General features: G+C 69.4%; 32 protein-coding genes. 18 read left to right on the top strand and 14 right to left on the bottom strand.

What is annotated here, in order from left to right; genetic code table 11:
- Positions 1–23: 23 nt before the first annotated feature.
- Genes KV100_RS00505 through KV100_RS00525 form a run of 5 tightly spaced genes read right to left on the bottom strand, consistent with a single transcriptional unit; the run spans position 24 to position 4,912 of the window.
- Positions 24–1,115 carry a phosphotriesterase gene (locus KV100_RS00505; RefSeq protein WP_220340963.1) on the bottom strand — a complete coding sequence of 364 codons (1,092 nt, stop codon included), beginning with the start codon at positions 1,113–1,115 and terminating at the stop codon, positions 24–26.
- Entirely contained in the window at positions 1,112–2,131 is a 1,020-nt protein-coding gene (locus KV100_RS00510) for a DctP family TRAP transporter solute-binding subunit (RefSeq protein ID WP_220340964.1), read from the bottom strand. Before KV100_RS00510 ends, KV100_RS00505 begins: the two co-directional genes overlap by 4 nt.
- Entirely contained in the window at positions 2,128–3,069 is a 942-nt protein-coding gene (locus tag KV100_RS00515; protein WP_220340965.1) for a shikimate dehydrogenase, read from the bottom strand. The genes KV100_RS00510 and KV100_RS00515 overlap by 4 nt, the downstream gene beginning before the upstream one ends.
- The gene (locus KV100_RS00520) at positions 3,066–4,340 is read right to left on the bottom strand and encodes a TRAP transporter large permease (protein WP_220340966.1); all 1,275 of its coding nucleotides are present in this window, start codon (positions 4,338–4,340) and stop codon (positions 3,066–3,068) included. Before KV100_RS00520 ends, KV100_RS00515 begins: the two co-directional genes overlap by 4 nt.
- Positions 4,337–4,912 carry a TRAP transporter small permease gene (locus KV100_RS00525; protein ID WP_220340967.1) on the bottom strand — a complete coding sequence of 192 codons (576 nt, stop codon included), beginning with the start codon at positions 4,910–4,912 and terminating at the stop codon, positions 4,337–4,339. The genes KV100_RS00520 and KV100_RS00525 overlap by 4 nt, the downstream gene beginning before the upstream one ends.
- A 77-nt stretch (positions 4,913–4,989) precedes the next feature.
- Between KV100_RS00525 and KV100_RS00530 the strand changes: the two genes are divergently transcribed.
- On the top strand, positions 4,990–5,985 hold the full coding sequence (locus KV100_RS00530) for a LacI family DNA-binding transcriptional regulator (RefSeq protein WP_220340968.1): 996 nt from the start codon (positions 4,990–4,992) through the stop codon (positions 5,983–5,985).
- Positions 5,986–5,995: 10 nt separating this feature from the next.
- Here the strand turns inward: KV100_RS00530 and KV100_RS00535 are convergent, their stop codons facing one another.
- Positions 5,996–7,795 carry a sugar phosphate isomerase/epimerase and 4-hydroxyphenylpyruvate domain-containing protein gene (locus tag KV100_RS00535; protein ID WP_220340969.1) on the bottom strand — a complete coding sequence of 600 codons (1,800 nt, stop codon included), beginning with the start codon at positions 7,793–7,795 and terminating at the stop codon, positions 5,996–5,998.
- Positions 7,796–7,840: 45 nt separating this feature from the next.
- Here KV100_RS00535 and KV100_RS00540 point away from each other — a divergent pair, with 45 nt between their 5' ends.
- The 3 genes from KV100_RS00540 (at position 7,841) to KV100_RS00550 (ending at position 10,408) form a co-directional block, all read left to right on the top strand.
- On the top strand, positions 7,841–8,488 hold the full coding sequence (locus tag KV100_RS00540; protein ID WP_220340970.1) for a TetR/AcrR family transcriptional regulator: 648 nt from the start codon (positions 7,841–7,843) through the stop codon (positions 8,486–8,488).
- A 108-nt stretch (positions 8,489–8,596) separates the two neighbouring features.
- Complete coding sequence (locus KV100_RS00545; protein ID WP_308291314.1) at positions 8,597–9,580, top strand: TIGR03557 family F420-dependent LLM class oxidoreductase; 984 nt, start codon at positions 8,597–8,599, stop codon at positions 9,578–9,580.
- 201 nt (positions 9,581–9,781) lie between these two features.
- Positions 9,782–10,408 carry a methyltransferase domain-containing protein gene (locus KV100_RS00550; protein ID WP_220340971.1) on the top strand — a complete coding sequence of 209 codons (627 nt, stop codon included), beginning with the start codon at positions 9,782–9,784 and terminating at the stop codon, positions 10,406–10,408.
- 27 nt (positions 10,409–10,435) lie between these two features.
- On the opposite strand, the gene KV100_RS00555 is transcribed toward KV100_RS00550, so the two are convergent.
- Positions 10,436–10,864 carry an organic hydroperoxide resistance protein gene (locus tag KV100_RS00555; RefSeq protein ID WP_220342440.1) on the bottom strand — a complete coding sequence of 143 codons (429 nt, stop codon included), beginning with the start codon at positions 10,862–10,864 and terminating at the stop codon, positions 10,436–10,438.
- Positions 10,855–11,301 carry a MarR family winged helix-turn-helix transcriptional regulator gene (locus KV100_RS00560; RefSeq protein ID WP_220340972.1) on the bottom strand — a complete coding sequence of 149 codons (447 nt, stop codon included), beginning with the start codon at positions 11,299–11,301 and terminating at the stop codon, positions 10,855–10,857. Before KV100_RS00560 ends, KV100_RS00555 begins: the two co-directional genes overlap by 10 nt.
- Before the next feature lie 114 nt (positions 11,302–11,415).
- On the opposite strand from KV100_RS00560, the gene KV100_RS00565 reads away from it, so the two are divergent.
- From KV100_RS00565 to KV100_RS00580, 4 genes are all read left to right on the top strand, one after another.
- A complete protein-coding gene (locus tag KV100_RS00565; protein ID WP_220340973.1) occupies positions 11,416–13,002 on the top strand; it encodes a Na+/H+ antiporter in 1,587 nt (528 codons plus the stop codon).
- Between the two features lie 82 nt (positions 13,003–13,084).
- A complete protein-coding gene (locus KV100_RS00570; protein WP_220340974.1) occupies positions 13,085–13,642 on the top strand; it encodes a hypothetical protein in 558 nt (185 codons plus the stop codon).
- A 234-nt stretch (positions 13,643–13,876) separates the two neighbouring features.
- Positions 13,877–14,467 (top strand): dienelactone hydrolase family protein, encoded by a 591-nt coding sequence (locus KV100_RS00575; RefSeq protein WP_220340975.1) that lies wholly within the window; start codon positions 13,877–13,879, stop codon positions 14,465–14,467.
- Between the two features lie 94 nt (positions 14,468–14,561).
- Entirely contained in the window at positions 14,562–15,053 is a 492-nt protein-coding gene (locus KV100_RS00580; protein ID WP_220340976.1) for an FBP domain-containing protein, read from the top strand.
- Here the strand turns inward: KV100_RS00580 and KV100_RS00585 are convergent.
- Positions 15,050–15,658: an MBL fold metallo-hydrolase gene (locus KV100_RS00585; RefSeq protein WP_220340977.1), complete on the bottom strand. Its 609-nt coding sequence runs from the start codon at positions 15,656–15,658 to the stop codon at positions 15,050–15,052. The genes KV100_RS00580 and KV100_RS00585 overlap by 4 nt on opposite strands.
- Positions 15,658–16,770, bottom strand: coding sequence for an S-(hydroxymethyl)mycothiol dehydrogenase (locus KV100_RS00590; RefSeq protein ID WP_220340978.1), 1,113 nt, complete (start codon positions 16,768–16,770; stop codon positions 15,658–15,660). Before KV100_RS00590 ends, KV100_RS00585 begins: the two co-directional genes overlap by 1 nt.
- A gap of 126 nt (positions 16,771–16,896) precedes the next feature.
- Here KV100_RS00590 and KV100_RS00595 point away from each other — a divergent pair, with 126 nt between their 5' ends.
- From KV100_RS00595 to KV100_RS00610, 4 genes are all read left to right on the top strand, one after another.
- A complete protein-coding gene (locus KV100_RS00595; RefSeq protein ID WP_220340979.1) occupies positions 16,897–17,241 on the top strand; it encodes a helix-turn-helix transcriptional regulator in 345 nt (114 codons plus the stop codon).
- A complete protein-coding gene (locus tag KV100_RS00600) occupies positions 17,238–17,702 on the top strand; it encodes an SRPBCC domain-containing protein (protein ID WP_220340980.1) in 465 nt (154 codons plus the stop codon). The genes KV100_RS00595 and KV100_RS00600 overlap by 4 nt, the downstream gene beginning before the upstream one ends.
- Positions 17,703–17,751: 49 nt before the next feature.
- Entirely contained in the window at positions 17,752–18,504 is a 753-nt protein-coding gene (locus KV100_RS00605; RefSeq protein ID WP_220340981.1) for a DinB family protein, read from the top strand.
- A 70-nt stretch (positions 18,505–18,574) separates the two neighbouring features.
- Complete coding sequence (locus tag KV100_RS00610) at positions 18,575–19,342, top strand: SDR family NAD(P)-dependent oxidoreductase (RefSeq protein WP_220340982.1); 768 nt, start codon at positions 18,575–18,577, stop codon at positions 19,340–19,342.
- Here the strand turns inward: KV100_RS00610 and KV100_RS00615 are convergent, their stop codons facing one another.
- The 3 genes from KV100_RS00615 to KV100_RS00625 are packed head-to-tail and all read right to left on the bottom strand — an operon-like array spanning position 19,343 to position 21,464.
- On the bottom strand, positions 19,343–19,912 hold the full coding sequence (locus KV100_RS00615; protein ID WP_220340983.1) for a DivIVA domain-containing protein: 570 nt from the start codon (positions 19,910–19,912) through the stop codon (positions 19,343–19,345).
- Between the two features lie 5 nt (positions 19,913–19,917).
- Positions 19,918–21,069: a globin domain-containing protein gene (locus tag KV100_RS00620; protein ID WP_220340984.1), complete on the bottom strand. Its 1,152-nt coding sequence runs from the start codon at positions 21,067–21,069 to the stop codon at positions 19,918–19,920.
- 5 nt (positions 21,070–21,074) lie between these two features.
- Complete coding sequence (locus KV100_RS00625) at positions 21,075–21,464, bottom strand: group 1 truncated hemoglobin (protein ID WP_220340985.1); 390 nt, start codon at positions 21,462–21,464, stop codon at positions 21,075–21,077.
- Positions 21,465–21,763: 299 nt separating this feature from the next.
- On the opposite strand from KV100_RS00625, the gene KV100_RS00630 reads away from it, so the two are divergent.
- From KV100_RS00630 to KV100_RS00655, 6 genes are all read left to right on the top strand, one after another.
- Entirely contained in the window at positions 21,764–22,465 is a 702-nt protein-coding gene (locus tag KV100_RS00630) for a GAF and ANTAR domain-containing protein (protein WP_220340986.1), read from the top strand.
- A 119-nt stretch (positions 22,466–22,584) separates the two neighbouring features.
- A complete protein-coding gene (locus KV100_RS00635) occupies positions 22,585–23,061 on the top strand; it encodes a hypothetical protein (RefSeq protein WP_220340987.1) in 477 nt (158 codons plus the stop codon).
- A 125-nt stretch (positions 23,062–23,186) separates the two neighbouring features.
- Positions 23,187–23,873 carry a GAF and ANTAR domain-containing protein gene (locus KV100_RS00640; RefSeq protein ID WP_220340988.1) on the top strand — a complete coding sequence of 229 codons (687 nt, stop codon included), beginning with the start codon at positions 23,187–23,189 and terminating at the stop codon, positions 23,871–23,873.
- Positions 23,874–23,966: 93 nt separating this feature from the next.
- Complete coding sequence (locus KV100_RS00645; RefSeq protein WP_308291315.1) at positions 23,967–24,302, top strand: DUF427 domain-containing protein; 336 nt, start codon at positions 23,967–23,969, stop codon at positions 24,300–24,302.
- A gap of 4 nt (positions 24,303–24,306) precedes the next feature.
- Positions 24,307–24,783, top strand: coding sequence for an SRPBCC family protein (locus tag KV100_RS00650; protein ID WP_220340990.1), 477 nt, complete (start codon positions 24,307–24,309; stop codon positions 24,781–24,783).
- A 53-nt stretch (positions 24,784–24,836) separates the two neighbouring features.
- Positions 24,837–25,019: a CsbD family protein gene (locus KV100_RS00655; protein WP_308289369.1), complete on the top strand. Its 183-nt coding sequence runs from the start codon at positions 24,837–24,839 to the stop codon at positions 25,017–25,019.
- 116 nt (positions 25,020–25,135) lie between these two features.
- On the opposite strand, the gene KV100_RS00660 is transcribed toward KV100_RS00655, so the two are convergent.
- Positions 25,136–26,119 carry an RNA polymerase subunit sigma-70 gene (locus tag KV100_RS00660; RefSeq protein WP_220340991.1) on the bottom strand — a complete coding sequence of 328 codons (984 nt, stop codon included), beginning with the start codon at positions 26,117–26,119 and terminating at the stop codon, positions 25,136–25,138.
- Positions 26,120–26,142 lie beyond the last annotated feature (23 nt).

Below are 26,142 nucleotides of genomic sequence, written 5' to 3' on the forward strand. Positions count from 1 at the left end.
ACCGACGCCTCCGCGCCATGGCGTCACGCTCTGCGCTGGTCGCCTGCGTCCTCACGACCGTGCCTGCCCTCCTCGTCGAGGGCCTGATGCTCCTGCTCGCGTGACCGCCCGTGAGACGGTCGCCTGGCGGGAAGGCGGGGGCCGGTTGCCAGCAGCCGGGCGGGGTTGGTGACGAGGATCTGGTGCAGGTCCTCGTCGCTCGCCCCGCCCGAACGCAGCATCGGGAGGATCCGCCGAGGAAGGTTCTCCATGTGCCAGTTCGGCACGTGCCGCGCTCTCCAGCTCGGCGGTGTCACGCGGCTGAAGAACGCGGCGTCGTGCGACAGCACGAGACGGTCGGCGTAGCCGCGCTCCAGCAGCGCCAGGACCGTCCGGACACGACGCTCGTCCTCCAGCACGTGCTCCATCCCGAACCGGTCCATCCCGAGGGTGGCGCCCGTGTCGGCAAGCTCGCGGAGGTAGCCGAGGTCCTCGGAGTCCCCGCAGTGGCCGACGATCACCCGTTCCGGAGCGACCCCGTGCCGAGAGAGCAGAGCCAGCTGCTCACGGCCGTTCTGCGACGCGGCGTTGGTGTGGGTGGTGACGGGCACTCCCGTCTGCTGGTGCGCCACTGCGGCGGCGGTGATCACCCGGGTCACGTCCGGCGTCAGCCCCGGGCGGTCGGTCACCACCTTGAGCATGCCCGCCCGGATCCCGGTGCCGGCGATCCCCTCCTCGATGTCGCGCACGAACATCTCCACGAGCGGATCGGGCCCGCCGACGAGCAGGCCGGGACCGTGGGTGTGGAAGAAGGGTGGCAGGGCGTCCGAGGTGTAGTAGCCCGTCGACGCGACCAGGTTCACCGGCGTCCGCGCAGCCACCGCGGCGACCCGTGCCACGTCGCGTCCGAGACCGAGCACGGTGAGATCCACCACCGTCCGTACCCCGAGGTCCCAGAGCCGGTCGAAGCCCGCGACGGCGACCTCGACCGACCTGGCCTCGTCCCACTCGGGGTGGGGGAAGTTCAGGTCCAGCTCCGGGTGACCCACGAAGACGTGCTCGTGGATCAGCGTGACACCGAGGTCCTCCACCGCCACAGGGCCCGCGAACGTCTGAACCTCCCCCTCGCCCGTCATCCAGCCGTGCCCCTGATCGCCTCGTACACGGCGAGCTGCTCGTCGTCGAAGTTGTCGCGGAGGTAGGCGTCGGCCTTCGTACGGAACGCGTCGACATCCACGTCCTCCACGACCTTGAGCGAACCGCTCTCCTTCCACTCGGCGAGCTTCTTCTGCTCGTCCTCCTCGACGCACCCGGGTACCTGCTCGACCGCGGCGTCGACCGCCGACTCGAGCGCCTCCTGCTGCTCGTCGGACAGCTCGTCCCACCGCTGACCAACGATCACCAGGTTCGAGTTGGCCTGGTGCGACGACATGCTCAGGTAGTCCTGCACCTCGTCCAGGCTGACCGCGTCGATGTTGACGATGGGGTTCTCCTGTCCGTCGACGGTGCCCTGCTGCAGGGCGAGGAACAGCTCCTCGTATGCCACCTCGGTCGCGTTCGCCCCGAGCGCCTTCGCGTTCATCAGGAACTGCGGGGACGCGGGAAAGCGCATGCGCAGACCCTCGAGGTCGTCGGGTGTGCGGATCGGCTCGTTGGCGGTGAACTGGCGCATCCCGGCCGACCAGGCGCCGAGCGTCGACACGCCCGTCTCCTCCTTGAAGCCGTCGAGAACGTCCCCGGACGCGTCGCTCTCGAAGAACGTCGCCAGGTGGTCGGCGTCGTCGAAGGCGTAGGCAGCGTCGAGCACCGCGATCGGCTCGTACACCGCCCCGAGTGCCGATGCGCCCTGGATGTCGATGTCGATGTCTCCCGAGACGACCGAGCTGATCCGGTCCGCGTCACCGCCGAGCTCGCTGTTGGGGTGCAGCGCGATCGTGAGGCCGACGTCCGACTTCTCGACCTCGTCGGCGATCACCTGCGCACCGCAACGGTGTTGTGGCTGGTTCTCGGTGTAGCTGTGGGCGAGCGTGAGCTCGACGTCACCGCCGCCCTCGTCCCCGTCTCCACCGCAGGCGGTGAGAGCGAGGACGGGGACGACGGCCCAGACGGCGAGTGCCGTGGTTCGGCGGAGCTTCTCTGCGGACATGGTCATGGGTTCCTTTCTCCGGAGGTCTCCCGAGACGGTGGGACGGGGGTGTCGACGTCGGCGACCTCGGACGAGACCATCTCGTCGAAGTCGCGGAACATCTCCTCCCGGTGAGCGGGTCTGCCGGTGAGGAGCTCGAAGGTGTCGGCGGCCTGGTTGACCGCCATCCCGGCACCGCTGAGGGTGGGGCAGCCGCGTGCTCGCGCAGTACGGAGCAGCTCGGTCGTGAGGGGGCGGTAGACGATGTCGGCCACCCACAGCCGCGGGGTGAGCAACGTGTCCGGCACGGGCGAGCCGGGGTGGTGGGCCATTCCGACGGGCGTGGCGTTGACGACTCCCGATGTGGTGGTCAGCACCGACTCCAACGCGCCGGGATCCGACGTCCGCACGTCGACACCGCTGCCCGCCGCGGTCAGCGACGCCCGCAGACCGTCGGCGCGAGCAAGGTCCGGGTCGACGACGTGCAGTGTGATGGCGCCGAGGTCCGAGAGGGCGTGCGCGACCGCCGTCCCTGCTCCGCCCGCTCCGAGCAGCACCACGTCGGTCAGGTCGGCGTCCGGGAGCCCCTCGCGGAACGCGCGGGTGAACCCGGTGAGGTCGGTGTTGTGGGCGACGGTGCGGCCGTCGCGCACCAGGACGGTGTTGAGGGCGCCGATGCGCTCGACCTCGGGCCCGAGCTCGTCGACCAGTGGCATCATCGTGTGCTTGATCGGATGGGTGACGTTCAGACCGTCGAAGCCGAGCTCGACCGCGGCGTCGAGCAGCTGCCTCAGGTGGTCGGCGCCCACCTGCCGGTCGTCGAGGTCGACCACTTTGTAGACGTAGCGCAGTCCGTGCCGGTCGGCCTCGCGCTCGTGCATCGGTGGTGTCAGCGACGGACCGACCCCTTGGCCAAGGAGCGCGACGAGGACCGACTCGCGGCCATCAGCCGCACGAGACCTCACAGCCCCAGCCTCTGAGGGAGGTAGAGGATCGCGTCAGGCCAGAAGATGATGGCGACGCAGAGAAGGAGCAGCGGCACCATGAACGGCAGCGCGCCCCAGAAGACCTCCGACATGCGGGCCTTCGCGATCGCCTGGAGGACGAAGATGACCGTGCCCACCGGCGGAGTGAGCAGCCCGATCATCTGCGACAGGATCATCAGGACTCCGAGCGCGATCGGGTCCACCTCGTACACCGCGGCGATCGGGAGAAGGATCGGGACGGCGAGCGTGAGGACGGCGATGGCGTCGAGCGCCGTACCGAGGATGAGCGAGAGCAGCAGGACGAGCAGCAGGAAGACCGTCGGGCTCGAGGTGAGGTCGAGGACCCAGGCCGAGAGGTCCTTCGCGACCCCCTCGCGGGCGAAGATGTAACCGAGCAGGTTGGCCGAGGCGACGATGAGCATGATCGCGCCGCTGGTCAGGACGGCCTCGGTGAGCACCTTCGGCAGGTCCCGCACCGTGAGGGTGCGGTAGGCGAAGCCGAGGGCCGCCATGTAGGCGACGCCGACGGCGGCGGCCTCGGTCGGGGTGAAGACGCCGCCAAGGATGCCGCCGAGGATGATGACCGGCGCGCCGAGCGGAGCGATGACGCGCTTGCCCGTCTCCCACACGCGCGCCCCACTGAACTGTGTGCGCTCGATGTTGGGGTCACGACGAACCCAGAGGAACACGACGACACACAACCCGACGGCCATCAGGAGCGCCGGCACCACCGATGCCGCGAAGAGTGCACCGGTGGAGACTGCGGCGAGCCCGGCGTAGACGACGGCAGGGATGCTCGGCGGCATCACGGGCGCGATCAGCGACGCGGCGCCGGTGACACCCAGCGCGAACTTCCTGGAGTAGCCGGCGCGCAGCATCGCCGGGATCTGGACCTTGCCGAGCGCAGCGGCGTCCGCCACGGCCGATCCGCTCATCCAGGAGAAGCCCACGCTCACCCCGACGCTGACGTAACCGAGGCTGCCGCGGACCCGGCCGAGCAGGGCGAGCGCGAAGTCGAAGAGGCGATCGGCGATCCCTGCGTGGTTGGCCAGTGTCCCGAGCAGGATGAACAGCGGCACCGCCAGAAGCGGGAAGCTTGCCGTGGACTGGGCGACGAGGCGCAGCGCGAGGCCGACCGACAGGTCGTTGGTGAGCAGATAGAGCATCGACGGGCCGATGAACGCGAAGGCGATCGGGACCCGGATCACGAGCAGGAGCGTGATCAGGAGGCCGAGGACCAGCAGGCTCATGCGACCGGTGCCTCCGTCTGCGTCTCGTCCTGGGGGACGCCGACGACGGCGTACTGGACCGCCGCCACCGTGGCACGCACCGTCATGCTGACGAAGCCGACGAGCGAGACCGCGTACAACCACGACATCGGCATCCGCATCGCGGGGGACTTGAGGATGCCCTGGCTCTCGATCAGCGACCACGCCTCGACGGTGAGGCCGATCCCGACCGCGGCCACGACGAGGCACGAGATGACGCGAACCAGCCGACGTACGACCTCGTTGCCAACCGCGTCGACCATCTCGATCGCGATGTGCGAGTCGGTCGTGACGAGGACGCCCGCGACGACGAAGGTCAGCCACACGAGACAGAAGCGGGCGAGCTCGCCGGTCCAGGGCCAGCCGTCGACGGGCAGGTAGCGCTGGGCGGCCTGCGCCATGACGAGGAAGAAGATCAGCAGCAGGGCCGCGATGCCGATCGCGAGCTCGATGGCGGTGGCGGCGCGGATCGTGCGGGCGAGCCATCGCGGCGGGGCGTCGAAGAACGCCTTCCCCCGTCCCCAGCCCTGCGGCTGCGGTGTGACTTCGGTCATAGCAGGCGAACTTAGGGAGAACGGCAACCGGATGGCAAGGGGTTGCCATCCGGTTGCCATCCGGCTTGAGTGGGCGGGTGCCCGTACCGACGATCTACGACGTCGCTGCCGTCGCCGGAGTGGCGACCTCGACCGTCTCGCGCGCCTTCTCGACCCCGGGCCGGGTCAACGCGTCCACCCGCGAGCACGTCCTCGCGGTGGCCGCCGAGCTCGGCTATCGGCCAAACCCGCATGCGCGAGCGTTGTTGTCCGGGCGTCACCACACTGTCGCGATGGTCGTCTCCGACATCACCAACCCGCACTACTTCGAGCTGATCCGTGGCGCCGAGCTACGAGCCAAGGCGTCGGAGTACACGCTCGTGCTGGTCAATGCCGAGGAGTCGCCGAGGATCGAGTACGACCAGATCCAGCGCCTGGTCAGCTCGGTCGACGGCTTCGTCCTCGCCGCGAGCCGACTTCCCGACGAGAACCTCGAGCAGATCGCGGCCCAGCGCCCGGTGGTGCTCATGAACCGCGAGCTCACCGGGCTCCCCAGTGTCGTGCTCGATCACGTGCAAGGGTGCCGTCAGATCGTGGAGCACCTGGTCTCGCTCGGGCACCGGCGTCTGGTCTACCTCGCCGGTCCCCGCAACTCGTGGATGGCATCGATGCGCTGGTCGGCTCTGCGGACGGCAGCCGACGACCTCGGCGTCGACGCCCAGCGCGTCGGGCCGTTCACGCCGAAGGTGACACAGGGTGGCGCCGCGGCCGACAGCGCTCTGACCACCGGCGCGAGCGCGGTCGTCGCGCACAACGACCTCCTGGCGATCGGCGTCGTCCAGCGCTTGGCGCAGCGCGGAGTGCGCGTCCCCGAGGAGGTGAGCGTGGTCGGGTTCGACGACATCTTCGCCTCCGACCTCTGCACCCCGAGCCTGACCACGCTGGGCGGCCCGCACGTCGAGGTCGGACGCGCCGCGGTGGAGCTCCTGCTCGACCGGACGAGCCCCAGCGGCTCGAGGCGCACACCGCCTCGGTTGGTGGTGCCGGCCGGGCTGGTGCTGCGCGGCTCGACGGGCCCCGTCGCCCCGCGGTGAGGCGACGCGCTCAGGTGCCGGGGTGCTGGGCCGTGGCGCGCTGTGCGGCGAGCCGGACCGGCGCGTCGGCCGCGGCGCCGTAGCCGTCGTACGCGTCGCGGCGCTCGACGAACTCGAAGAACAGGTCGCCGAGGGTCCGCGTGTAGAAGTGCACGAACCCGCCGTCGGGGTCCTCGTCGTACAGCAGGTCGTGCTCTCGCAGCTGCGCGACGAACGCGTCGTCGAGAGCGAAGCGGGCGCGGAGGTCGTCGTAGTAGTTGTCCGGCACCGGGAGGAACGCCAGCCCTCGCCGGCGGGCGGCGCGGGCGAGACCGACGACGTCGGTGGAGGAGAACGCCACGTGCTGCGTACGCTGCTCTGCCTGCGGCTCGACGTTCAGCGGGAGCCGTACACAGCCGTCGGGCGTGCGCATGACCTGGCTCCGGACCAGCCCCCGCGGGCTCGCCACCTCGCGTGCCGGCTCGGCCTCCAGACCCAGCACACTCTGGTAGAACAGCACGGCCTCGTCGAAGTCCTGCCAGCGCTGGGTGATGTTGACGTGGTCGATCGAGCGAGCCACGTCGTCGTTCTCGGGATCGCCGTAGGTGAACTCCGCGAGCCAGCGGGGGTCCGGCCCGTTGTCGTTGAAGAGGATCTGCATGCCGTCGGGCGCCGCCGTCGCCGGCAGGTCCTGCTCACCGGCGTGGGTCTGGCGGAATACCGGCGGAGCGGCCAGCTCGCGCGCGCGTGCCAGCGCCGCGTCGGCGTCGGCGACCTCAAGACCGAAGGCGGCCAGGTGGGCGGGTCGGTCGTTGTCGCGCTGCTCGTTGAGGATCACCCGGGCGCGACCGGAGGACCAGAGCCGCACCGGCTTCGTCCTGTGCCGTCCGCGGAAGGTGAAGCCGAGCTGCTCGAGCACCAGGTCTACCTCGTCCAGGCCCGAGCCGCGCAGCTCGACGAAGTCGAAGGCCTGCGGGGGAGAGACGGAGGTCAGGGGGCGCAGCGGCTCCGGGGCGTCCAGGCGCCGGACCTGATCCTCGAGCCACACCAGCGAGCGGTGCGCGTGCGCAGCCGTACGGCGGACGTCGGTCTGGCGGAAGACGTCGTTGAACACCTCGAGAGACAACGGCCCTGTGTATCCCGCGGCGAGGACGTGACCGAGGAAGCCGCTGAGGTCGAAGCTGCCCTCACCCGGGAACAGCCGGTGGTGGCGGCTCCACGACAGGACGTCCATGTCGAGGGCTGGAGCGTCGGCGAGCTGCAGGAAGAAGATCTTGTCGCCGGGGATCTTCTCGATGTCGCTGGGGTCGTGGCCGCGCGACAGGATGTGGAAGGAGTCGAGGCACACGCCGACGTTCGGGTGGTCGGCGCGTTCGACGATTCGCCAGGCCCGCCGGTAGTCGTCGACGTACTTTCCCCAGGCCAGTGCCTCGAAGGCGACGCGCACCCCGTATGCCGCGGCGAGGTCGCCGAGCGCGCGCAGCTGCTCGGCCGACACCTCGTCCGAGTCGATCGTCGCGGTGGCGACGTTGCTGCACACGAGCATGAGGTCCATGCCGAGGCGGTTCATCAGCCGGAACTTGCTCTCCGCGCGCCGCAGGTTGTCGGCGAACACCACCTCGTCGACGCCTTCGACGTCACGGAACGGCTGGTAGAGGTCGAGCGAGAGCCCGAGCCGGTCTGCGAGCGTCCTGATCTCCTCCGGCGACTCGTACGCCGTGACGAGGTCGGGCTCGAATATCTCGACCCCGTCGAACCCGGCCTCGGCGCAGGCGTGGAGCTTGGGGACGAGGCTTCCGCTGATGCAGACGGTGGCGATCGAGGTGCGCACCGTCAGAACGTACCAGTTCGTACATAGCCTGGCGAGGGTAAGTTGATGGCCGTGAACGACACCGTCCCGAGACAACGCGACCCCGAGCGCACGAAGGCCGAGATCCTTGAGGTGGCCACCCGGACGTTCGCCGAGGACGGTTATTCGGGGGCGCGCGTCGACGACATCGCGGAGCGCACCCGCACGACGAAGCGGATGATCTACTACTACTTCGGCGGCAAGCAGCAGCTCTATCTCGCCGTCCTCGAGCATGCCTACCGCGGCATCCGCGACGCGGAGGAGCACCTCGAGGTCGGAGACCTCGGGCCTGTGGACGCGATCCGTCGTCTTGCCGAGCTGACGTACGACCACCACGTGGAGCACCAGGACTTCATGCGCCTGGTCGCGATCGAGAACATCCACCGCGGTGACGGGATCCGTCGGCTCGAGGTGCTGCGCGACCTGGGCAAGCCGGCGATGGAGGTACTCGAGACGATCCTCTCGCGCGGTATGGCGGACGGGAGCTTCCGTGAGGACGTCGACGCCCTCGACGTCCATCTCCTCATCAGCGCCTACTGCGTGTTCCAGGTCGCGAACCAGTACACGTTCGGCTACCTCTTCGACGTCGACCTCCTGGCCGACAGCACCCGACCGAGGCTGCGTTCGATGATCGGGGACGTCGTCGTCGCGTGGCTCTCGACGCCGGCGCGCTGAGGGGCGGCGTCGGGCCGGCGTGGTTTTGACCCACACCGCCTCGGGTACCGGCGTCTTCACGGCGGCGCGCTGCCTCGAGGCGCCTCATCGGACCACCAGGAGGATCTCGTGCAGTTCGGCTACACCTTGATGACGGAGCAGTCCGGACCGAAGGCACTGGTCGACTACGCGGTGAGGGCGGAGAGGGTCGGCTTCGACTTCGAGGTGGCCAGCGACCACTACTTCCCGTGGCTCGACACGCAGGGGCACGCCTCGTACGCGTGGAGCATGCTCGGGGCGGTCGCCCACGCGACGGAGTGGGTCGGGCTCATGACGTACGTGACCTGCCCAACCGTCCGCTACCACCCCGCGGTGGTCGCGCAGAAGGCCGCGACCCTGGGCCTGCTCTCCGACGGGCGCTTCACGCTCGGCCTCGGTGCCGGAGAGAACCTGAACGAGCACGTGGTCGGCGAACGCTGGCCCGCGACGCGCGAACGTCACGCCATGCTGTACGAGGCGGTCGAGATCATCACGGAACTGTTCAGCGGTGAGCTGGTCGACTACGACGGGCAGCACTTCCAGGTCGACTCCGCCCGCGTGTGGGATCTTCCCTCCGACCCGGTGGAGATCGGTGTGGCCGTGTCGGGGTCGAAGTCGATCGAGCAGTTCGCTCCGGTGGCCGACCACCTGATCTCCACCGAGCCCAAGAGCGAGATCATCGAGCGGTGGAACGGAGCGCGCTCGGGAACGCCGTTGCCGGACTCGCGGAAGATCGGCCAGATCCCGATCTCCTGGGACACCGACCGCGACGCCGCGATCGAGCGGGCTCACGAGCAGTTCCGGTGGTTCGGTCTGGGCTGGCCGGTCAACGCGAACCTCCCGACGACTCAGGCGTTCGAGTCGGCGAGCGCGTTCGTGACACCGGACGACGTGGCGGCGTCGATCCCGTGCGGGCCGGACCTGGATGCCGTGGTCGAGGCGGTGTCGGCGTACTGGGAGGCCGGCTTCACCGACGTCGCGCTGGTGCAGATCGGTGACGAGAAGCAGGAGGAGTTCCTCCACTCGGCCGCTGGCGAGCTGCTGGACAAGTTGCGTGCTGCGGCGCCCTCCTGACCGGACGGCCACCGGCATCCCTGTGCGGGACGTCGGGTCATCCCGTGACGTCGGGTCGAGCCGCGCTCACCGGAGTCGCCGAGGTCGGCAGCGTCTGGATTGGCGCGGCAGCAGAGGCGGCGGCGTCCAAGAGCGTGCCGCGAGCCGTTGTCTCGGGCAGGGCCGATCGGTGGGGCGGGATCGGCTCACGGAGAATGAGGCGTGACCCCACGACGTGTTGAGACGACTCCGTTCGGCCACCTGACGATCGCCTTCGACGACTCGGTCCTGCGTCCGCGCCCCTGGACCGCACGTCAGTCCGAGCTCGCGGTCGAGCTCGCCTCACGGTCCCCGGAGGGCTCTGTGCTGGAGATCTTCTCCGGCGCCGGACAGATCGGTCTGCTCGCGGCATCGATGATGGAGCGCCACCTCGTCCAGGTCGACCTGAGTGAGCGCGCCTGCGCCTTCGCCCGGTCGAACGCGGACGCCGCGGGGGCTCGCGTCGACATCCGGTGCGGCTCCCCGGAGGCGGTCCTCGACGAGGACGAGCGGTTCGCCGTGGTGATCGCGGACCCGCCGTGGGTCCCGACCGACGAGATCGGCGAGTTCCCGGAGGACCCGCCCCTGGCGATCGACGGCGGGGTCGACGGACTCGGTCTCGCGCGGCACAGCATCGCGCTGATCGGGCACCACCTCTTGGACGGCGGCCACGCCGTGGTCCAGGTGGGTCCGGGCGCCCAGGCCGAGTCGCTCGTCGACGCTGCGGCGAGCGACGCGGGCCTCGAGTGCGTCGCCGTCGAACGGTTCGACCGCGGCGTGCTCGTCGGGCTCCGGAAGAACCTCGGCTGAGCGACGCACTCGAGGACGTGCGGTCGGTCAGTCGTCGCTGACCACGAGCGTGACGTCGATGTTGCCGCGGGTGGCGTTGGAGTACGGGCAGACCTGGTGGGCCTTCTCCGTGAGCGTCTCGGCGGTTGCGGCGTCCACGTGGGGGAGCGTGATCTCGAGCTCCACGGCCAGGCCGAAACCACCGTCTCCGTTGGAGCCGAGCGACACCCGGGCACCGACTGCGGAGTCCGAGATGTCGGCCTTCTCCTGGCGTGCCACCTGACGGAGGGCGGAGTGGAAGCATGCGGCGTACCCGACGGCGAAGAGCTGCTCGGGGTTGGTTCCCTCGCCGCTCCCTCCCATCTCTGCGGGGATGGCGAGCTCGACGTCGAGCCGGCCGTCGGAGCTGCTGGCGTGGCCGTCGCGTCCGTCGCCGGTGGACAGGGCCTCTGCGGTGTAGAGCGTCTTCACTCGGATTCCTTCCGTCGTGATGCATTGAGGGCCTCGCTGAGACGGCGGACCGCCTCGCGCAGGTCCGCGGTCTCGTGTGCGGTCATGCCGGTCGCCGAGAACGCCTGTCTCGGAACGCCGCTCGCCTGGCGTTCGAGGTCGGAGCCCGCCGGAGTGAGGACCACCTCGACGACCCGCTCGTCGCTCGTCGAGCGCTGGCGGCGGAGGTATCCGTGCGCCTCCAGTCGCTTCAGCAGCGGCGAGAGAGTCCCCGAGTCGAGCTGCAGCTGCTCGCCCAGCCCACCCACCGTGGTCCGGCCCTCTTCCCAGAGAGCCATCATCACGAGGTACTGCGGATAGGTGAGTCCGAGCCCCTTCAGCAGCGGTCGGTACGTCGCCGTCATCGCGCGCGACGCCGAATAGAGCGCGAAGCAGAGCTGCTCGTCGAGGGTCGGCATGGCCATGCCTCATGTCTAGCGCGACATTGAGTTGTGCACAACCGATTGGTAGGAGTCCTGCCCAGCAGGCGGGACGTGAGATGACGCGCGCACGCGAGCCGAGCCTGACATCGTGGGGCGATGGGCGATTTCGAGATCCTCATCCTCGGTCTGCTCGTCGCCGTCGCGGGTCTGGGAGCGCTCGCGAACCGGATCTCCGTGCCGTACCCGATCGTGCTCGTGGTCGGGGGTGCCCTCGTCGGGTTCGTGCCCGGCCTGCCGGAGGTGCGCCTCGACCCCGAGGTCGTGCTGGTGATCTTCCTGCCGCCGCTGCTGTACAAGTCCGCGATCTACGCCAACTTCGGTGACTTCCGCGCCAACATGCGCGCGCTCACGTTCAGCACCGTCGCCCTCGTCCTCGTGACGATGTGTGCGGTGGCCTGGGTGGCGCACGCGGTGGTCCCCGACCTGCCCTGGAGCGCCGCCTTCGTCCTCGGCGCCATCGTGTCGCCCACCGATCCCGTGGCCGCGGCCACGATCATGCGTCGGCTCTCGGCGCCGCGACGCCTGGTCAGCGCTGTCGAGGGCGAAGGGCTCTTCAACGACGCCACGGCTCTCGTCGCGTACCGGGTCGCCGTCGCGGCGGTCGTGGTCGGCACGTTCTCCCTGGGGCAGGCCGGTGCGGAGTTTGTGCTCGGTGCCCTCGGTGGGGTGCTCATCGGGCTCGCGATCGGGTGGGTCGCCACCCAGATCCGTGCCCGGATCTCCGATGCGCAGGTGAGCGTGACGATCTCCCTGCTGACCGGCTACGCGGCCTTCGTCCCGGCCGATGCCCTCGGCGCCTCGGGTGTGCTGGCGACGGTCACCGCAGGTCTCTACATGGGCATCCGTGCACCGGGCATCCTCCCCGAGTCGAGGACGAGGCTCCAGGGGTTCTTCGTGTGGGACCTGCTCGACTTCCTCGTCAACGCGCTGCTGTTCGTACTCATCGGCCTGCAGCTCCCGACGGTGGTGGAATCGCTGGGGGACTACTCCGCCGCGGCCCTGACCGGCTATGCACTCGCCGTGGCGGGCGCAGTCGTCGGCGTACGGCTCGTGTGGTTCTTCACCGTGCCCTACCTGATCCGGGTGGTGGACCGCCGGCCGTCCCAACGTGCCCGACGGGTGGGCCCACGCCTCCGTCTGGTGCTGGCATGGAGCGGCATGCGCGGAGCCGTCTCCTTGGCGGTGGCGCTCGCGATCCCGCTGACCACCGACACCGGCGACGCCTTCCCGAGCCGTGACCTCATCGTGTTCCTCACGTTCACCGTCATCCTGGTGACGCTCGTCGTGCAGGGCCTGACGCTACCCACGCTGATCCGCCGCCTCGGCATCACCTCGGCGGGGGAGGAGGAGGCGGAGGAGGTCCGAGGCCGTCTTGCGGCGGCGAGGGCGGCGCTGGCCGAGATGGACCGTCTCGAGGACCAGGACTGGACCCGCCCCGACTCGGTGGAACGGATGCGAGCGATGTACCGCTACCGCGAGGCCCGCTTCGCCGCCCGAGCGGGAAGGCGGGAGGACGAGGGGTACGAGGACCGGTCGCAGTCCTATCAGCGGATGGTTCGAGCCGTCCTGGACGCTCAGCGCCTCGCGCTGCTGCGCCTCCGAGGGGACGGAGAGATCTCGAACGAGGTCGCGAACCGCATCCTGCAGGACCTCGATCTGGAAGATTCTCGCCTGGAGATCTGATCCTTGGCATCCGTACGCCGCTGTCGGGCGAAGTACTAGTGAAGGGCCGGGTGACCGGCACACTCGACAGAGAGGCAGACTCATGAAGAGGAACCGGTTGGTCGGAGCGCTCGTCGCTCTCCTGACAGGCTTCGGGCTCGTCGCCGTGGCAACAGCGCCCGCCGAGGCCCAGACCCGGCCGCGGACCGGCTACACCCAGGTGGTCGTCGCGCCGGAGGTCTACTCCTTGATCGCCGGAGCGGGGATCACGCCGGCGCCGATCGAGGGCGCCAAGGCTGCTCCGTTCAGGGACACGCTCTCGGCGTCCTTCCCCATCACCGGCTACACCCTCGGCAAGCTGCGGATCAGGCACAGCGGCGGCCTCAGCCTCACTGCCGGGTCGTCGACCATCGCGCTGAAGAACTTCAACATCGACCTCGGTCGCCTGCGCGTGAGCGCTGAGGTCTCGGGGACCATCGGCAACGTCGGCCGCGCCGACCTGTTCACCATCGGATTCTCCAACCGTCTTCGGTACGGAGCTGTCCGTCTGCGGCTGACGGCGACGGCCGCAGGTGCACTGAACTCGACGTTCGGTGTCGACGCGTTCAGCGCCGGCGACACCTTCGGGTACGCCACGCCCAAGCCGTTCTCGCGGTTCTGATCTCCGCGGACCGGCGGGAGGGCATAGCACCCGGGGATCTCCCGCCGGTCCACGGTCAGCTCGTCGCCCGCTGCGCACGCAGCGGGCGAACGTGGGTACCGGACGGCCTGACCACCACGAGCTCGACACCGCCCGGCGTCTCGTGCCCTTCCTCGTCCGAGAGGGGCCGTTGACCGGCCCCTCTCGCCGCCCTAGAGTCGTCGGCGCCGACATCCGCGGCGAGAGGAGCACATCGTGACCGACGTCGTCCTGTTCCACCACGTGCAGGGACTGACCGACGGGGTGCGAGCCTTCGCCGACCAGCTCGCCGAAGGCGGGCGCACCGTGCACATCCCCGACCTGTTCGACGGGGAGACGCCCGCGAGTCTCGAGGAGGGGATGGCGTTCGCCCAGTCGATCGACGACGACGTCGTCCGGGAGCGGGTCGATGCGGCCTTGAGCGGCCTGCCGCCCGAGCTCGTCTTCGCCGGCATCTCCTTCGGCATCATGGAGGCTCAGCGCCTCGCGCAGACCCGGCCCGGTGCTCGGGGAGCTCTGCTGTACGAGGGGTGCCTCCCCATCACGGGGGAGTGGGCGTTCGGACCCTGGCCCGACGGGGTGCCGGTGCAGATCCACGGCAAGGACGACGACGCGATCTTCGCGCACGAGGGCGACGTGGAGGCCGCGCGCGGGATCGTCGACACCGTCGGGCCCGACCTCGCCGAGCTGTTCCTCTATCCCGGCAACACGCACCTCTTCCTCGACAGCACCCTGCCCACCTACGACGCCGAGGCGACCGCGCTCGCCGTACAACGCTCGCGTGCGCTGCTCGACCGTGTGGGTTGAGCCGGAGACGGAGCCGACGAAACGGGTTTGATCTGACGGCCGGGCCGACGCACGATCGTGTGTGGTCCCCCGCCCCCAGCCGTGAGAGTCCGTCATGCATCCCGTCACCGAGTCCGAGATCCGCTCATCGTTCGTGAACGCCTCGCGTCGAGAGGCGACCCAGGCGCCTGTGCCTCCGTCCCTCGACCAGGTGGACTGGGACTCCCGCGACTTCCTCGGCTGGGTCGATCCCAAGGCGCCACGGCGCGCCTACGCCGTCGTCCCCACCGCCGAGGGTCTCGTCGGCCTGTTGCTCCGGACGGCCCAGACGACCGGGCATCGGCCTGCCATCTGCACGTGGTGCGAGGACGTCAAGGCGACCGAGGACGTCGTGCTCTACGTCGCCAAGCGGTCGGGGTCGTCGGGTCGCAACGGCAACACCGTCGGCACGCTCGTGCATGCCGACCTCTCCTGCTCCGGGCACGCGAGGCGTCGGCCGACCCGCGCCGAGGGAGCCGGCGACCCGGACGCGTTCGTCGCTCGCCGGGTCGCCGGTCTCCGCGAGCGCACGGTCCGCTTCGCCGAGCGGGTGCGCGACGCGACCTAGTCGGTCATCCCTGCCTTCTCGGCGGCGATCGTCGTGTCGTCACCGTGGCCGGTGTGCACGACGGTGTCCTCCGGGAGGGTGAACAACGTGGACCGGATCGACTCGCGGATGACGTCGGCGTCGGAGTACGACCGTCCGGTCGCGCCGGGGCCGCCCTGGAAGAGCGTGTCGCCGGTGAAGACGCAGCCGATGTCCTCGGCGTAGAGGCAGACGGCGCCGGGTGCGTGTCCCGGCGTGTGCAGGACGCGCAGCTCGGTCCCGCCGACCGTGATCGTGTCGCCGTCGGCGAGATCGACGTCCCACGTGGTGTCGGGATGGGTGAGCTCCCAGAGCGGCCGGTCGGCCGGGTGCAGCATGATCGGGGCGCCCACCCGCTCGCGGAGGGCGGGGGCCACCCGGACGTGGTCGTCGTGAGCGTGGGTGCACACGATCGCGGTCACCGTCCGGTCACCGACGACGGCGAGGATGTCCTCCACGGAGTGTGGGGCGTCGATCACCACGCACTCCCGATCGTCCCCGACCACCCAGATGTTGTTGTCGACCTCGAAGGTCTCCCCGTCCAGGCTGAAGGTGCCGGACGAGACGGCGTGGTCCACGCGGGCCATCAGAGGATCACCACCGAGCGGAGCACGTCGCCGTCGTGCATGCGGGCGAAGGCGGCCTCGACGTCGCCGATCCCGATCTCCTCGGTGACGAACGCGTCGAGGTCGAGCCGGCCCTGCCGATAGAGGTCGACCAGCATCGGGAAGTCGCGCGACGGCAGGCAGTCGCCGTACCAGCTCGACTTCAGCGCGCCGCCGCGACTGAACATCTCCACCAGCGGGATGTCAGGAAGCGTCATGTCGGGCGTGGGCACGCCCACCAGGACGACGGTGCCGGCGAGGTCGCGAGCGTAGAACGCCTGCTTCCACGTCTCGGGACGACCGACGGCCTCGATCACGAGGTCGGCTCCCTCGGCACCCTCGTACACCTCGCCGACGATCTCGCGGATCGCCTCGACCGGATCGGTCGTCGAGGAGTCCACGGTGTGGGTCGCGCCGAGCCTGCGGGCAGCCTCCAGCTTCTTGGCGTCGATGTCGACGGCGATGACGGGCGATGCGCCGGCGAGCGCCGCACCGGCGATCGCGGCGACGCCGACACCTCCGCACCCGATGACGGCCACCGAGCGGCCCCGCGTGGCACCTCCGGTGTTGATGGCGGCACCGATGCCGGCCATCACCCCACATCCCAGGAGGCCCACGGCGGCAGGACGAGCCGACGGGTCGACCTTGGTGCACTGGCCGGCGGCGACGAGGGTCTTCTCCGCGAACGCGCCGATGCCGAGCGCGGGGGTCAGCTCCGTGCCCGCGTCGGGGCCCTCGGCAAGCGTCATCTTCTGGGTGGCGTTGTGCGTGTCGAAGCAGTACTGGAGGTCGCCGCGCTTGCACGCACGGCACTCGCCGCAGACGGCCCGCCAGTTGAGGACCACGAAGTCTCCGGGGGCCACGCTCGTCACGTCAGGTCCGACCGCCTCGACGACGCCGGCCGCCTCGTGGCCCAGCAGGAAGGGGAACTCGTCGTTGATCCCGCCCTCCCGGTAGTGGAGGTCGGTGTGGCAGACGCCGCAGGCCTGGACGGCGACCACCGCCTCGCCGGGTCCGGGATCGGGGACGTTGATCGTCGTCACCTCGACCGGCTCGCCCTTGGCGCGTGCGATCACTGCCTTCACCTGCTGCATGTCTCTTCCTTCGCTTGCCGAACCATCCCCTCTCGAAGATCTCATGCGGGTCCACGCCGTACCGAGCGAGGCGGCTCGCCGGCCCAGGCTTGACATGTGACCATTTGGTCACATAACGTCGGAAGCGTGAGAGACGACGACATCGACGAGGTGGTGTTCCGGGCCCTGGCCGACGGCACGCGTCGGCGCCTGCTGGACCTGCTCTTCGCGCGGGACGGGCGCACGCTGACGGAGCTGGAGGAAGAGTTCGAGATGACCCGGTTCGGTGTGATGAAGCATCTCAAGGTGCTCGTGGAGGCCGGCCTGGTCGTCACGCGCAAGGAGGGACGCTCCACCCTTCACTTCCTCAACCCGGTGCCGATCCGGTTGGTCCACGACCGCTGGATCGACAAGTTCACCGAGCAACGGGTCGCCGCTCTCTCAGACCTCAAGGCCAGGCTCGAAGACAACCGTTCGCAGGAGGGCACATGAGCACCATCGGCAACACGCAGGACGCGCAGGCGACGACCGTGCAGGTCTATCAGATCCTCGTCAAGACGACCCCCGAGAAGCTCTGGGAGGCGCTCGTCTCGCCCCAGTTCACCGCGCAGTACTTCTACGGCGCCCGCATCTCCGTGACGCCGGAGGGCTACGAGGCCTACGGCTCCGACGGTTCGTCGTGGGGTGACACCGAGGTGATGGTGTTCGATCCGCCACGACGTCTCGTCCACGGCTGGACGTCGGCGTACGACCCGGAGCTCGCGTCGGAGCCGCTCAGTCGCGTCACGTGGGAGATCGAGCCACGAGACTCCGGAGTGTGCCTGCTGACGGTGGTCCACGACCAGCTGGAGCAGTCGCCGGGCACCGCGAGGAGTGTGGCCGGGGTCGGTTGGATGACCGTCCTGTCCGGGCTCAAGACGCTGCTCGAGACGGGGGAGCCCCTCCAGTCGTAGCCCGCATCGCGCCTTGTGGAACGGAAGACCGTTGCGCAAGACTTGCTCGGTGGCTGCTGAGTACGAGAAGAGCGACCAGTTCCGTGGCGCCCGGATCTCCGAGTCCGACCTCTCCGGTCTGGAGGTCCGCGACTGCGCGGTCGATGGGCTGAAGATCGTCGACTGCTACGGGGAGGACGTCTATGTCGGCGGTCAGTTCACACGCATCGTCGTCAACGACGTCGACGTCGCCGCGTACGTCCAGGGCGAGCTTGACGAGCGGCAGCCCGAGCGGGTCCTCGCCCGGGGCGCCGTCACTCCGGCCGACTACCAGGCCGCCTGGGACGCCATCGAGGCGATGTGGGCTGTGACGGTCGATCGCGCCAGGCTGATGCCGCAGTCGGCGTTGCACGAGCGCGTCGATGGTGAGTGGTCGTTCGTCGAGACTCAGCGCCACCTGCTGTTCGCCACGGATGCCTGGCTCGGCAACGCCGTGCTCGAGCAGGAGGCGCCGTACCATCCGCTGGGGCTTCCTTCCAGCGGGATGCCGGCCGATGTCGCATCCGCGCTGGGGCTGACGCTCGACGCCACGCCGTCGCTCGACCAGGTGCTCGCTGCGCGGTCCGAGCGCATGGCTTCGGTGCGGCGCCTCGTCGACGGGCTGACCGAGGCCGAGCTGGACCGGGTCTGCCGGCGCAAGCCCGCGGACCCGTACCCCGACGGCGAGTACGTCGTACGGCGCTGCCTCGGAGTGGTGCTCGGCGAAGAGGCCGAGCACCACCGCTATGCAGCGCGCGACCTCGACACCCTCGCCCGCTCCTGATCACCGCTCCACGAACGTCTCCACGTCCGCGACGGTTGCCGTTCTGACCACGACCCGACAGGGTGCCGTCATGACACATGCGATCGTGACAGGTGCGGCAAGCGACATCGGACAGGCCATCGCCCGGACCCTGGCGGCCGAAGGCGCGCACGTCGTGCTGGCCGACCGTGACCTCGACACGGTCCAGGCGGTGGCTGACGACCTCGACGGCGCGGAGGCCGTCGGTCTGGACCTGCGGTCCGCCGACGAGGTCCGCCAGGTCACCTCCGACCTGGTCCGGCGCCTCGGGCCTCCTGACCGCCTCGTCAACGGAGCGGCTACCTGCAGCGGCGAGCCTTTCGAGACCATCGACGAGGCGACCTGGTCACAGGACCTCGACGTCGTCCTCGGAGGGACGTTCCGACTCTGCCAGGCACTGCTCCCGGCGATGCGCGAGGCCGGTCGTGGCTCGGTCGTCAACATCGCCTCGGTGAACGGGCACGCCTATTTCGGCACCGACATCTACAGCGCAGCCAAGGCCGGGGTGCTCAACCTCACCCGTACCCTCGCCGTCCAGTACGGGCCGCACGGTGTCCGCGTCAACTCGGTGTCACCCGGGACGGTCATCAACGCCGCACGCCGGAGGCAGCTGGCGGCCGATCCCCACGCGCTCGACGAGGCCACCGGCTGGTACCCGCTGCAGCGGGTGGGCGTGCCGCAGGACGTCGCGGACGCGGTGGCCTTCCTCCTCTCCGACCGTGCGAGCTGGATCACCGGCACCGACCTGCGGGTCGACGGTGGACTGCTTGCCGGCATGCGCGGGCTCGCCGACGCCCTCGGCTCCGGCGAGCCCGGATAGTCACGGTCCGACCGGTGGCTCGAGACGCTTCTGCGTCGTCTCGAGCTTCGGCATCTCGCCCAGCGCGTCGACCTGCTCGGTCAGCGCGTCGAGCACGGACCGGAGCTGGATCTGCGCGACCTTCGCGAACGTGCGGACGTACTCGATCTCGGGGATCGGGTGGTCGTAACGGGTGCCCTCGGTCGTCTGTGCCAGCGGCTCGACCTTGCGGACGGCCTCGGTCGCGGCGTCGTGCGCGTCTCGGACGATGTCGCGCTGCTGCGCCCGTGCCGACATCATGAGGTCGCGCGCGTGCGTGACCGCCTCGTCGATGAGGCTGTCGGCGACCTTCTGGGCCTCGGCGAACATGATGACGGCCTGGGCGCTGATCGGTTCGCTGTGCTTCTCCTCCTCCTTGGTGCGGAGGTCGGCGCGCAGCCTCGCGTTGTCCTCCTCGAGGCGCTGGACGGCCATGGCGAGCTGGCTCAGGTAGTCACCGACCTCTTGCTCGTCGAGCCCGCGCCGACGGACCGTGAAGGTGGCTTGACGGATCTCTGACGAGATTCTGCTGGTATCCGTGGGGGTCGTCATGGCTGTTACCCGTCCTTTGCCGTGTCGCGCGGTCGGTAGCCGCCTTCGCCGAAGTCCTCGTAACGGATGTCGCTGGGCGGGATCCCCGCGGAGACGAGCTGAGGGACGGTGTTCTCGACCATCCCGCGTGACCCGCAGACGAACGCCCGGTAGCCTCGCCAGCCGCCGCGCGCCGCCGCGACGTGGCCCACGGTGCCACGCTGGCCCCGGTAGGTCGTGTCGTCGGAGACGGCTGCGTCGTAGGAGAACCACGGACGCTTCGTCATCTCGCGCATCGCCTCGTCGTCGTAGAGGTTCCACGGCATGCGCGCACCGTGGAACAGGTGGACCTTCGGGCCACGTCCCGTCTGGCGCCAGTAGGCGTCGACCTCTTCGATGACCGCCTTCATCGGGGCGAGGCCTGTGCCTCCGGCGACCAGGAGGAGGTCTCGCGTCGGATCCTCCAGCGTCAGAGCGACACCGACGGCAGCACTCATCCGGACGGTGTCACCACGCTGCAGGTCCTTGACGATGGCGCTGCTGACCTGCCCGCCGTCGACGATCTGCACGTGCAGATCGATGGAGCTGTCGTCGCGCGGCGCGTTCGCCGGGCTGTAGTAACGCCACAGACGAGGACGCTGGGGAACCTCGACGGCGATCGACTGACCAGGCCGGTACGGGAGACGCTGGTCGAGCCGGAGCCGGACGACCGCGACGTCGAGCGTGCGTCGCTCCACGTCGACGACCTCCGCGTCCCACCACGAAGGCGTGGTCTTGGCCGACTCCTCGGCTCCTTGGACCATCGTCTTGGCGATCACGCCGTACGCCGCGGCCCAGTCCGCCGCCAGCTCGTCCGTCCACTGCTCGCCGAGGAAGTGCTTGAGGGTCGCGAGGAGGGAGCCGCCGACGGCGTTGTACTGGTCAGGGGAGACCCGGAAGCGACGGTGGTCGCTCCCGAGCTGTCCGAGCACGGGCACGACGTTCTCGAGGCTGTCGACGTTGCTGACGACGGTGCCGAGCGCCGTCACGAGCTTGTCCCGCTGCGCGGACATCGAGACGGGGAACATCGACCGGACGTCGGGGTGGGACAGGAAGAGGTGCGAGTAGAAGAAGAGCGGGACGTCGTCGCCGTGCTTGGCGACGTACGCCCAGCTCTCCTTGAGTGCTGCTGGATCCACGCCGGTCAGCTCTCCTGACTGACGATGTCCGGCTCGACCGCGACGAGCGTGCCGCCGAGCGTCGCGATGATGTCGTCGGGGACACCTGCCTCGGTGAGGGCCGCGACCAGATGCTTCGTCACGAGCGCGTACGCCTCGTGGGTGATGTTGAGGCCGACGTGTGCGTCCCGCAGCTCACGGCCGGTGTACTCGACCGGTCCACCGAGAAGGTGGGAGATCAGGTGCACTTGGTGCTGCTTCAGCGTGGGGAGGTCGGTGTTGGCGAAGTAGGGAGCCAGCTGCGGGTCGGCGATGACGAGCTCGTAGAAACGATCGACCACCACGCGGACAGCACTTCCACCGCCAACGCGCGCGTAGGGCGTCTCCTCGTTCAGAGCTGTGTCGACGTCGGTCATGCGAAGCTCCCTTCTGCACGGCCGACTCCGATTGCGGCACGCGCGTTCGGCCGCCTGTATAGCAGTCATTTCATCGCGCGGTAAAGCCGCTGTTCATGGCGAAGTAGGACGCGGGCACCGTCGCAACGCGCTGGCCTGCGGTGATGGCGGCTCCCGCGGGATGAGGCGGCCGGCGGGTATGGGTCCGGTCACACGTGCGTGCGTCCTGGCGTCTCTGCTCCACAACGGTCCGGACACAGATTCCGATGTCGCCAGACCACGGTCTACCGGGGCGATGACAGCACGGAGTAATCTGAGTCGTGCTCTCCAACACCCCCTCGGGCGCTCTCGGCGACCTGGCTATGGCGGCGCGCGACATCGACGCGGCCGAGACCGTCGACTCCGTCGCTCAGCAGTCGGTCGAGTTCGTCGCGACCTACATCGGCGGCTGTGCGGCCGCAAGCATCACCTTCGCCGGCCGAGAGTCCTTCGAGAGTCTCGCCGAGAGCGACTCGTTGGCTCTGCGGGCCGACCAGCTCCAGGCCGAGCTCGGCGAGGGTCCGTCGCTCGATGCCGTGGTCGAGACCCCGACGGTCTACGCGGCCGACCTGGCACACGACCCCCGGTGGCCGCTGTGGGCCGGCAGCGTCGTGCACGACCTCGGTGTCCGCAGCATCGTCAGCTATCGCCTCTTCACCAGCGACGAGACGATCGGAGCGCTCAACCTCTACGGCAAAGAGGTCGACGCCTTCGACGACGAGGCGAGGGAGCTGGGCTATCTCGCCGCCACCCAGATCGCGGTCGTGATCTCGTCGACCCGCAAGGAGCAGAGCTTCCGGTCGGCGCTGGCGACCCGAGTCGCCATCGGGCAGGCGCAGGGAATGCTGATGGAACGCTTCGGCCTCTCGGCCGACCAGGCGTTCAACGTCCTGCGCCGTGCGTCGACGAGCCACGACGTCCCGCTGCGCGAGATCGCTGACGAGCTCATCAGGACGCGCGAGCTTCCCGCCGACGTCGAGTAGTCGCCGTACGGACGTACGGCGGTCGGTGCGTGCCATCCCAGAAACAATTCGTACACATGTGTCCGAGTTGGTGTTACCTTGATCTCGTACATACGCGTACGAGTTGAGGGGGGATCCTCATGACGTCCCAGCATCACGGTGGCGCGTCCGTCACCGCCGAAGCCGAGCGCCCGCTCTCGTGGTGGCGGCGTCCGGCCTGGACGTTCACCCGTCACTACCTGGAGATGATCGTGGCCATGCTTGTCGGCATGGCGGCCCTCTACCCCCTGTGGAGCGTCCTGGCCGGGTCGACCGCCGTCTCCGCGTGGGCCTCGCGCCCCGACGTCGACGCGACGGCGATGGCGACGGCGATGAGCATCACGATGGTGGCGTGGATGCGGTTCCATCGCGCCCGCCTCCAGCTCGTCGTGGAGATGACCCTCGCGATGTACGCCGGGTTCTGGGTGCTGTTCCCGCTGCTGTGGGCCGGTGTGCTCGCCGAGATGGGTCTGATGATGCTGGGGCACGTGCTGATGCCCCTCTTCATGCTGGTCGCGATGCTGCTGCGACGAGGCGAGTACGCCTACGGCCACATGCACGCGGCCGACCCTGCCTGACCCAGCGCCAGCCTCCGGAGCCGCGTGCCGATGACGACGCGCCACGGCGAAGGTGATAGAAAATATGTGCTGCTTAGACTGCCAGGCAGATCCCGGGGACAAGTCTGTTCAGGAGCGGCTGCGGTATGGAAGATGCGCGCCTCGACCATCAAGAGCTGGTCGAGATCGTTGAGGAGCTGCATGCCGCTGATTCCCTCGAGGAGACGGCCGAGCAGGTCATCGCGTACCTCTGCGAGACACTCGAGATGGATGCGGCGGGTGTGACGCTGTTGCGCGGCAACAGCCGCCTCGAGACGGTGGCCGCCACCAGCGACCTGGTCGTGGAGGTCGACGAGATCCAGGAGAAGTGCCAGGAAGGCCCGTGGCTCAGCTCCGACTGGGACCAGACCCTCCGTGTCGGCGACCTGGGTCAAGAGACGCGGTGGCGCGACTGGACCTCCGGCCTGTCCGAGCGCGGTTTCAAGAGTCTGCTCGCCGTCGGGCTCCCGATCCAGGGACGCCGGATCGGTGTGGTCTCGCTCTACTCCTGCGTTCCTCGGTTCTTCGACGAGGACGACAGCGCGCTGGCGCACCTCTTCGCCCGGCACGCAGCGGTAGCCCTCGTCCGGGCCGACCGCGAGGCTCACCTGCAGCTCGCGCTCGACTCCCGCAAGCTGATCGGTCAGGCACAGGGGATCCTGATGGAGCGGTTCGGTCTCGACGAGCCGCGGGCGTTCGAGGTCCTCAAGCGCTACTCGCAGCACCACAACCTCCGGTTGCGCAGGGTCGCGGAGATGCTGGTGCAGACGCGCGCCCTCCCTCCGATGGTCTGACCGGGGCTCGACCGGAATACGCCGGTCGTACTGGCGGTTGGCGCTGAGATGAGCCGCAGACGCCGTCTTCCCGATGCTCTTCATCCGATCTCCGTGGAACCGACACCCTCACGGGTCCGGGTCCTGGTCGGTGACACCGTCGTCGCCGACACGACCGCCGCTCTGACGCTGCGGGAGTCGACCTACCCGCCGGCTGTCTACGTCCCTCGGTCCGACCTCGACGCGTCGGTGGTGTCTCCGACCGACACGTCCACCTACTGCCCGTTCAAGGGAACGGCGAGCTATGTCTCGATCACCACTCCCGAAGGCATCGTGGAGGATGCCGGGTGGACGTACCCCGAGCCGTACGACGCCGTCCCGAGCATCCGCGGGCACGTGGCGTTCTATCCCGACCGGGTCACGGTCGAGGTCGAGCACACGGCCGGCTGAGACCATGGGACGCACCGACTCGGCCTCTCGCAGTGTCGCGGCACCGCCGCAGCGGGTCTACGACGCGTTGACCGATCCGGAGGCGCGCGTCGCGTGGCTCCCGCCCGACGGCATGACCGCCCGAATCGACCGGTACGACCTCCGGCCGGGCGGGTCCTACCGGATGGTGCTGACCTACGACGACGTCACCACCGTCACCGGCAAGGCGACCGCCGACTCTGACGTCGTCGAGGCCCGCTTCGTCGAGCTCGTGCCGGGTGCGCGAGTCGTCGAGGCCGTGGAGTTCCCGTCGGACGATCCCGCGTACGCCGGGACGATGACGATGACCTGGACGGTCGCGCGGGCGGGGAACGGGACGCGCGTCGAGGTTCGTGCCGACGACGTGCCGTCGGGCATCTCCGCCGCCGACCACCGCGCCGGGCTGGCCTCGTCCTTGGCGAACCTGGCCGCGTACGCGGAGGGGACCTCGCGCGATGTGTGAGACCGCCTCCCACGGGGCACCATGGGAGGACCGAGCAGGATCAACCGAAGGGGATGACCTCGATGGGTCTCGACGACAAGCTGAAGAACACCGGTGAGGACGCCAAGGGCAAGGCCAAGGAGGCCGCCGGCAAGGCGCGGGGCGATGAGTCCCAGGAGGCCGAGGGCAAGACCGACCAGAGCAAGAGCGACCTGAAGCAGGCCGGCGAGAACGTCAAGGACGCCTTCAAGAAGTAGCCCGCCGGTCCGCTCCAGCTCCCGTCCCGTCCCCGATTCGTGCAGTTGGTCAAGGTAGTTCCATCCGAAACCTTGATGAGGTGCACAAATCGCGGGCGGGACGGTTGCGTGCGGGCTCACGCGGGGAGCGTCGTCGGCAGGCCGAACGCGGCGAAGTCCGCATCGAGAAAGCTGACGACCTCCCGTACGGAGCCGTCCGCCACGCTGAGGACGTCCAGCCCTGCGGGTCGGAAGTCTCCGTGCTGGGCGTCGAACATGTACGTCGCGAAGGCGAGCTGACCGTTGGCCTCGGTCCTCAGGAACCGCCACCTCGCCTGGAGGGGACCGTCTCGCAGGAAGGCGGCGACCGAGGCTGAGCCGAGGTACCAGCGCGGCTCAGGCGGCATGGCGTAGCGCACGTCCTCGGCGAGCAGGGCGACAATCTGGTCGACGTCGCCGGCCTCCCAGGCGCGGGTGTAGCGCTCAGCCAACGCGTCGAGACCGGCGTCGTCGCTCGTGGAGCTCGGCGCCGGCAACCCGTCGGCGACCGCTGCGCGGGCGCGTTGCAGAAGGCTGGTGACCGCCGGCACGCTGAGGTCGAGGATGCCGGCGACCTCGGCCGCCCTGAAGGCGAGGACGTCACGCAGCAGAAGCACGGCGCGCTGTGCCGCAGGGAGGGTCTGCAGCGCAGCGACGAATGCCAGCCGTACGGTCTCCCGATCGATCGCTTGCTCCTCGGGCGTCGATCCGAGCCAGCCCCCCGGCAGCGGCTCGAGCCAGGACACCTCGGCGTCACCGGTGGCGAGCGTCATCGGAAGCTCACGTCGACCGCGCCGGTCGATCATGGTCAGACACCGGTTGCTCGCGATGCGATAGAGCCAGGCCCGCAGGTGCCGGCCGTCGAACCGGTCGAGACCCTGCCAGGCGCGCAGCAGCGTCTCCTGCCGGGCGTCCGCCGCGTCCGCGGTCGATCCGAGCATCCGGTAGCAGTGGAGAAGCAGCTCGCGGTCGTACGGCGCGACCAGCCTGGCGAACGCGTCGGCGTCGCCGGCACGCGCGCTCGTGAGGTCGGTGTCGGGCTCGGCGCGATGAGTTCCGGTCTGCGCCGGGGTTCCTTCCACGAACCCAGACTTGCAGACCGGAG

Source organism: Mumia sp. zg.B21 (assembly GCF_019550855.1).
Taxonomy (GTDB): domain Bacteria; phylum Actinomycetota; class Actinomycetes; order Propionibacteriales; family Nocardioidaceae; genus Mumia.

What these genes read in the sequence shown, in the direction of transcription:
- KV100_RS00505 (WP_220340963.1), bottom strand. Translation starts at nt 1,115, where the DNA reads ATGACGGGCGAGGGGGAGGTTCAGACGTTCGCGGGCCCTGTGGCGGTG.
- KV100_RS00510 (WP_220340964.1), bottom strand. Translation starts at nt 2,131, where the DNA reads ATGACCATGTCCGCAGAGAAGCTCCGCCGAACCACGGCACTCGCCGTC.
- KV100_RS00520 (WP_220340966.1), bottom strand. Translation starts at nt 4,340, where the DNA reads ATGAGCCTGCTGGTCCTCGGCCTCCTGATCACGCTCCTGCTCGTGATC.
- KV100_RS00525 (WP_220340967.1), bottom strand. Translation starts at nt 4,912, where the DNA reads ATGACCGAAGTCACACCGCAGCCGCAGGGCTGGGGACGGGGGAAGGCG.
- KV100_RS00540 (WP_220340970.1), top strand. Translation starts at nt 7,841, where the DNA reads ATGGCCGTGAACGACACCGTCCCGAGACAACGCGACCCCGAGCGCACG.
- KV100_RS00560 (WP_220340972.1), bottom strand. Translation starts at nt 11,301, where the DNA reads ATGGCCATGCCGACCCTCGACGAGCAGCTCTGCTTCGCGCTCTATTCG.
- KV100_RS00565 (WP_220340973.1), top strand. Translation starts at nt 11,416, where the DNA reads ATGGGCGATTTCGAGATCCTCATCCTCGGTCTGCTCGTCGCCGTCGCG.
- KV100_RS00570 (WP_220340974.1), top strand. Translation starts at nt 13,085, where the DNA reads ATGAAGAGGAACCGGTTGGTCGGAGCGCTCGTCGCTCTCCTGACAGGC.
- KV100_RS00580 (WP_220340976.1), top strand. Translation starts at nt 14,562, where the DNA reads ATGCATCCCGTCACCGAGTCCGAGATCCGCTCATCGTTCGTGAACGCC.
- KV100_RS00585 (WP_220340977.1), bottom strand. Translation starts at nt 15,658, where the DNA reads ATGGCCCGCGTGGACCACGCCGTCTCGTCCGGCACCTTCAGCCTGGAC.
- KV100_RS00590 (WP_220340978.1), bottom strand. Translation starts at nt 16,770, where the DNA reads ATGCAGCAGGTGAAGGCAGTGATCGCACGCGCCAAGGGCGAGCCGGTC.
- KV100_RS00600 (WP_220340980.1), top strand. Translation starts at nt 17,238, where the DNA reads ATGAGCACCATCGGCAACACGCAGGACGCGCAGGCGACGACCGTGCAG.
- KV100_RS00610 (WP_220340982.1), top strand. Translation starts at nt 18,575, where the DNA reads ATGACACATGCGATCGTGACAGGTGCGGCAAGCGACATCGGACAGGCC.
- KV100_RS00615 (WP_220340983.1), bottom strand. Translation starts at nt 19,912, where the DNA reads ATGACGACCCCCACGGATACCAGCAGAATCTCGTCAGAGATCCGTCAA.
- KV100_RS00625 (WP_220340985.1), bottom strand. Translation starts at nt 21,464, where the DNA reads ATGACCGACGTCGACACAGCTCTGAACGAGGAGACGCCCTACGCGCGC.
- KV100_RS00635 (WP_220340987.1), top strand. Translation starts at nt 22,585, where the DNA reads ATGACGTCCCAGCATCACGGTGGCGCGTCCGTCACCGCCGAAGCCGAG.
- KV100_RS00640 (WP_220340988.1), top strand. Translation starts at nt 23,187, where the DNA reads ATGGAAGATGCGCGCCTCGACCATCAAGAGCTGGTCGAGATCGTTGAG.
- KV100_RS00650 (WP_220340990.1), top strand. Translation starts at nt 24,307, where the DNA reads ATGGGACGCACCGACTCGGCCTCTCGCAGTGTCGCGGCACCGCCGCAG.
- KV100_RS00655 (WP_308289369.1), top strand. Translation starts at nt 24,837, where the DNA reads ATGACCTCGATGGGTCTCGACGACAAGCTGAAGAACACCGGTGAGGAC.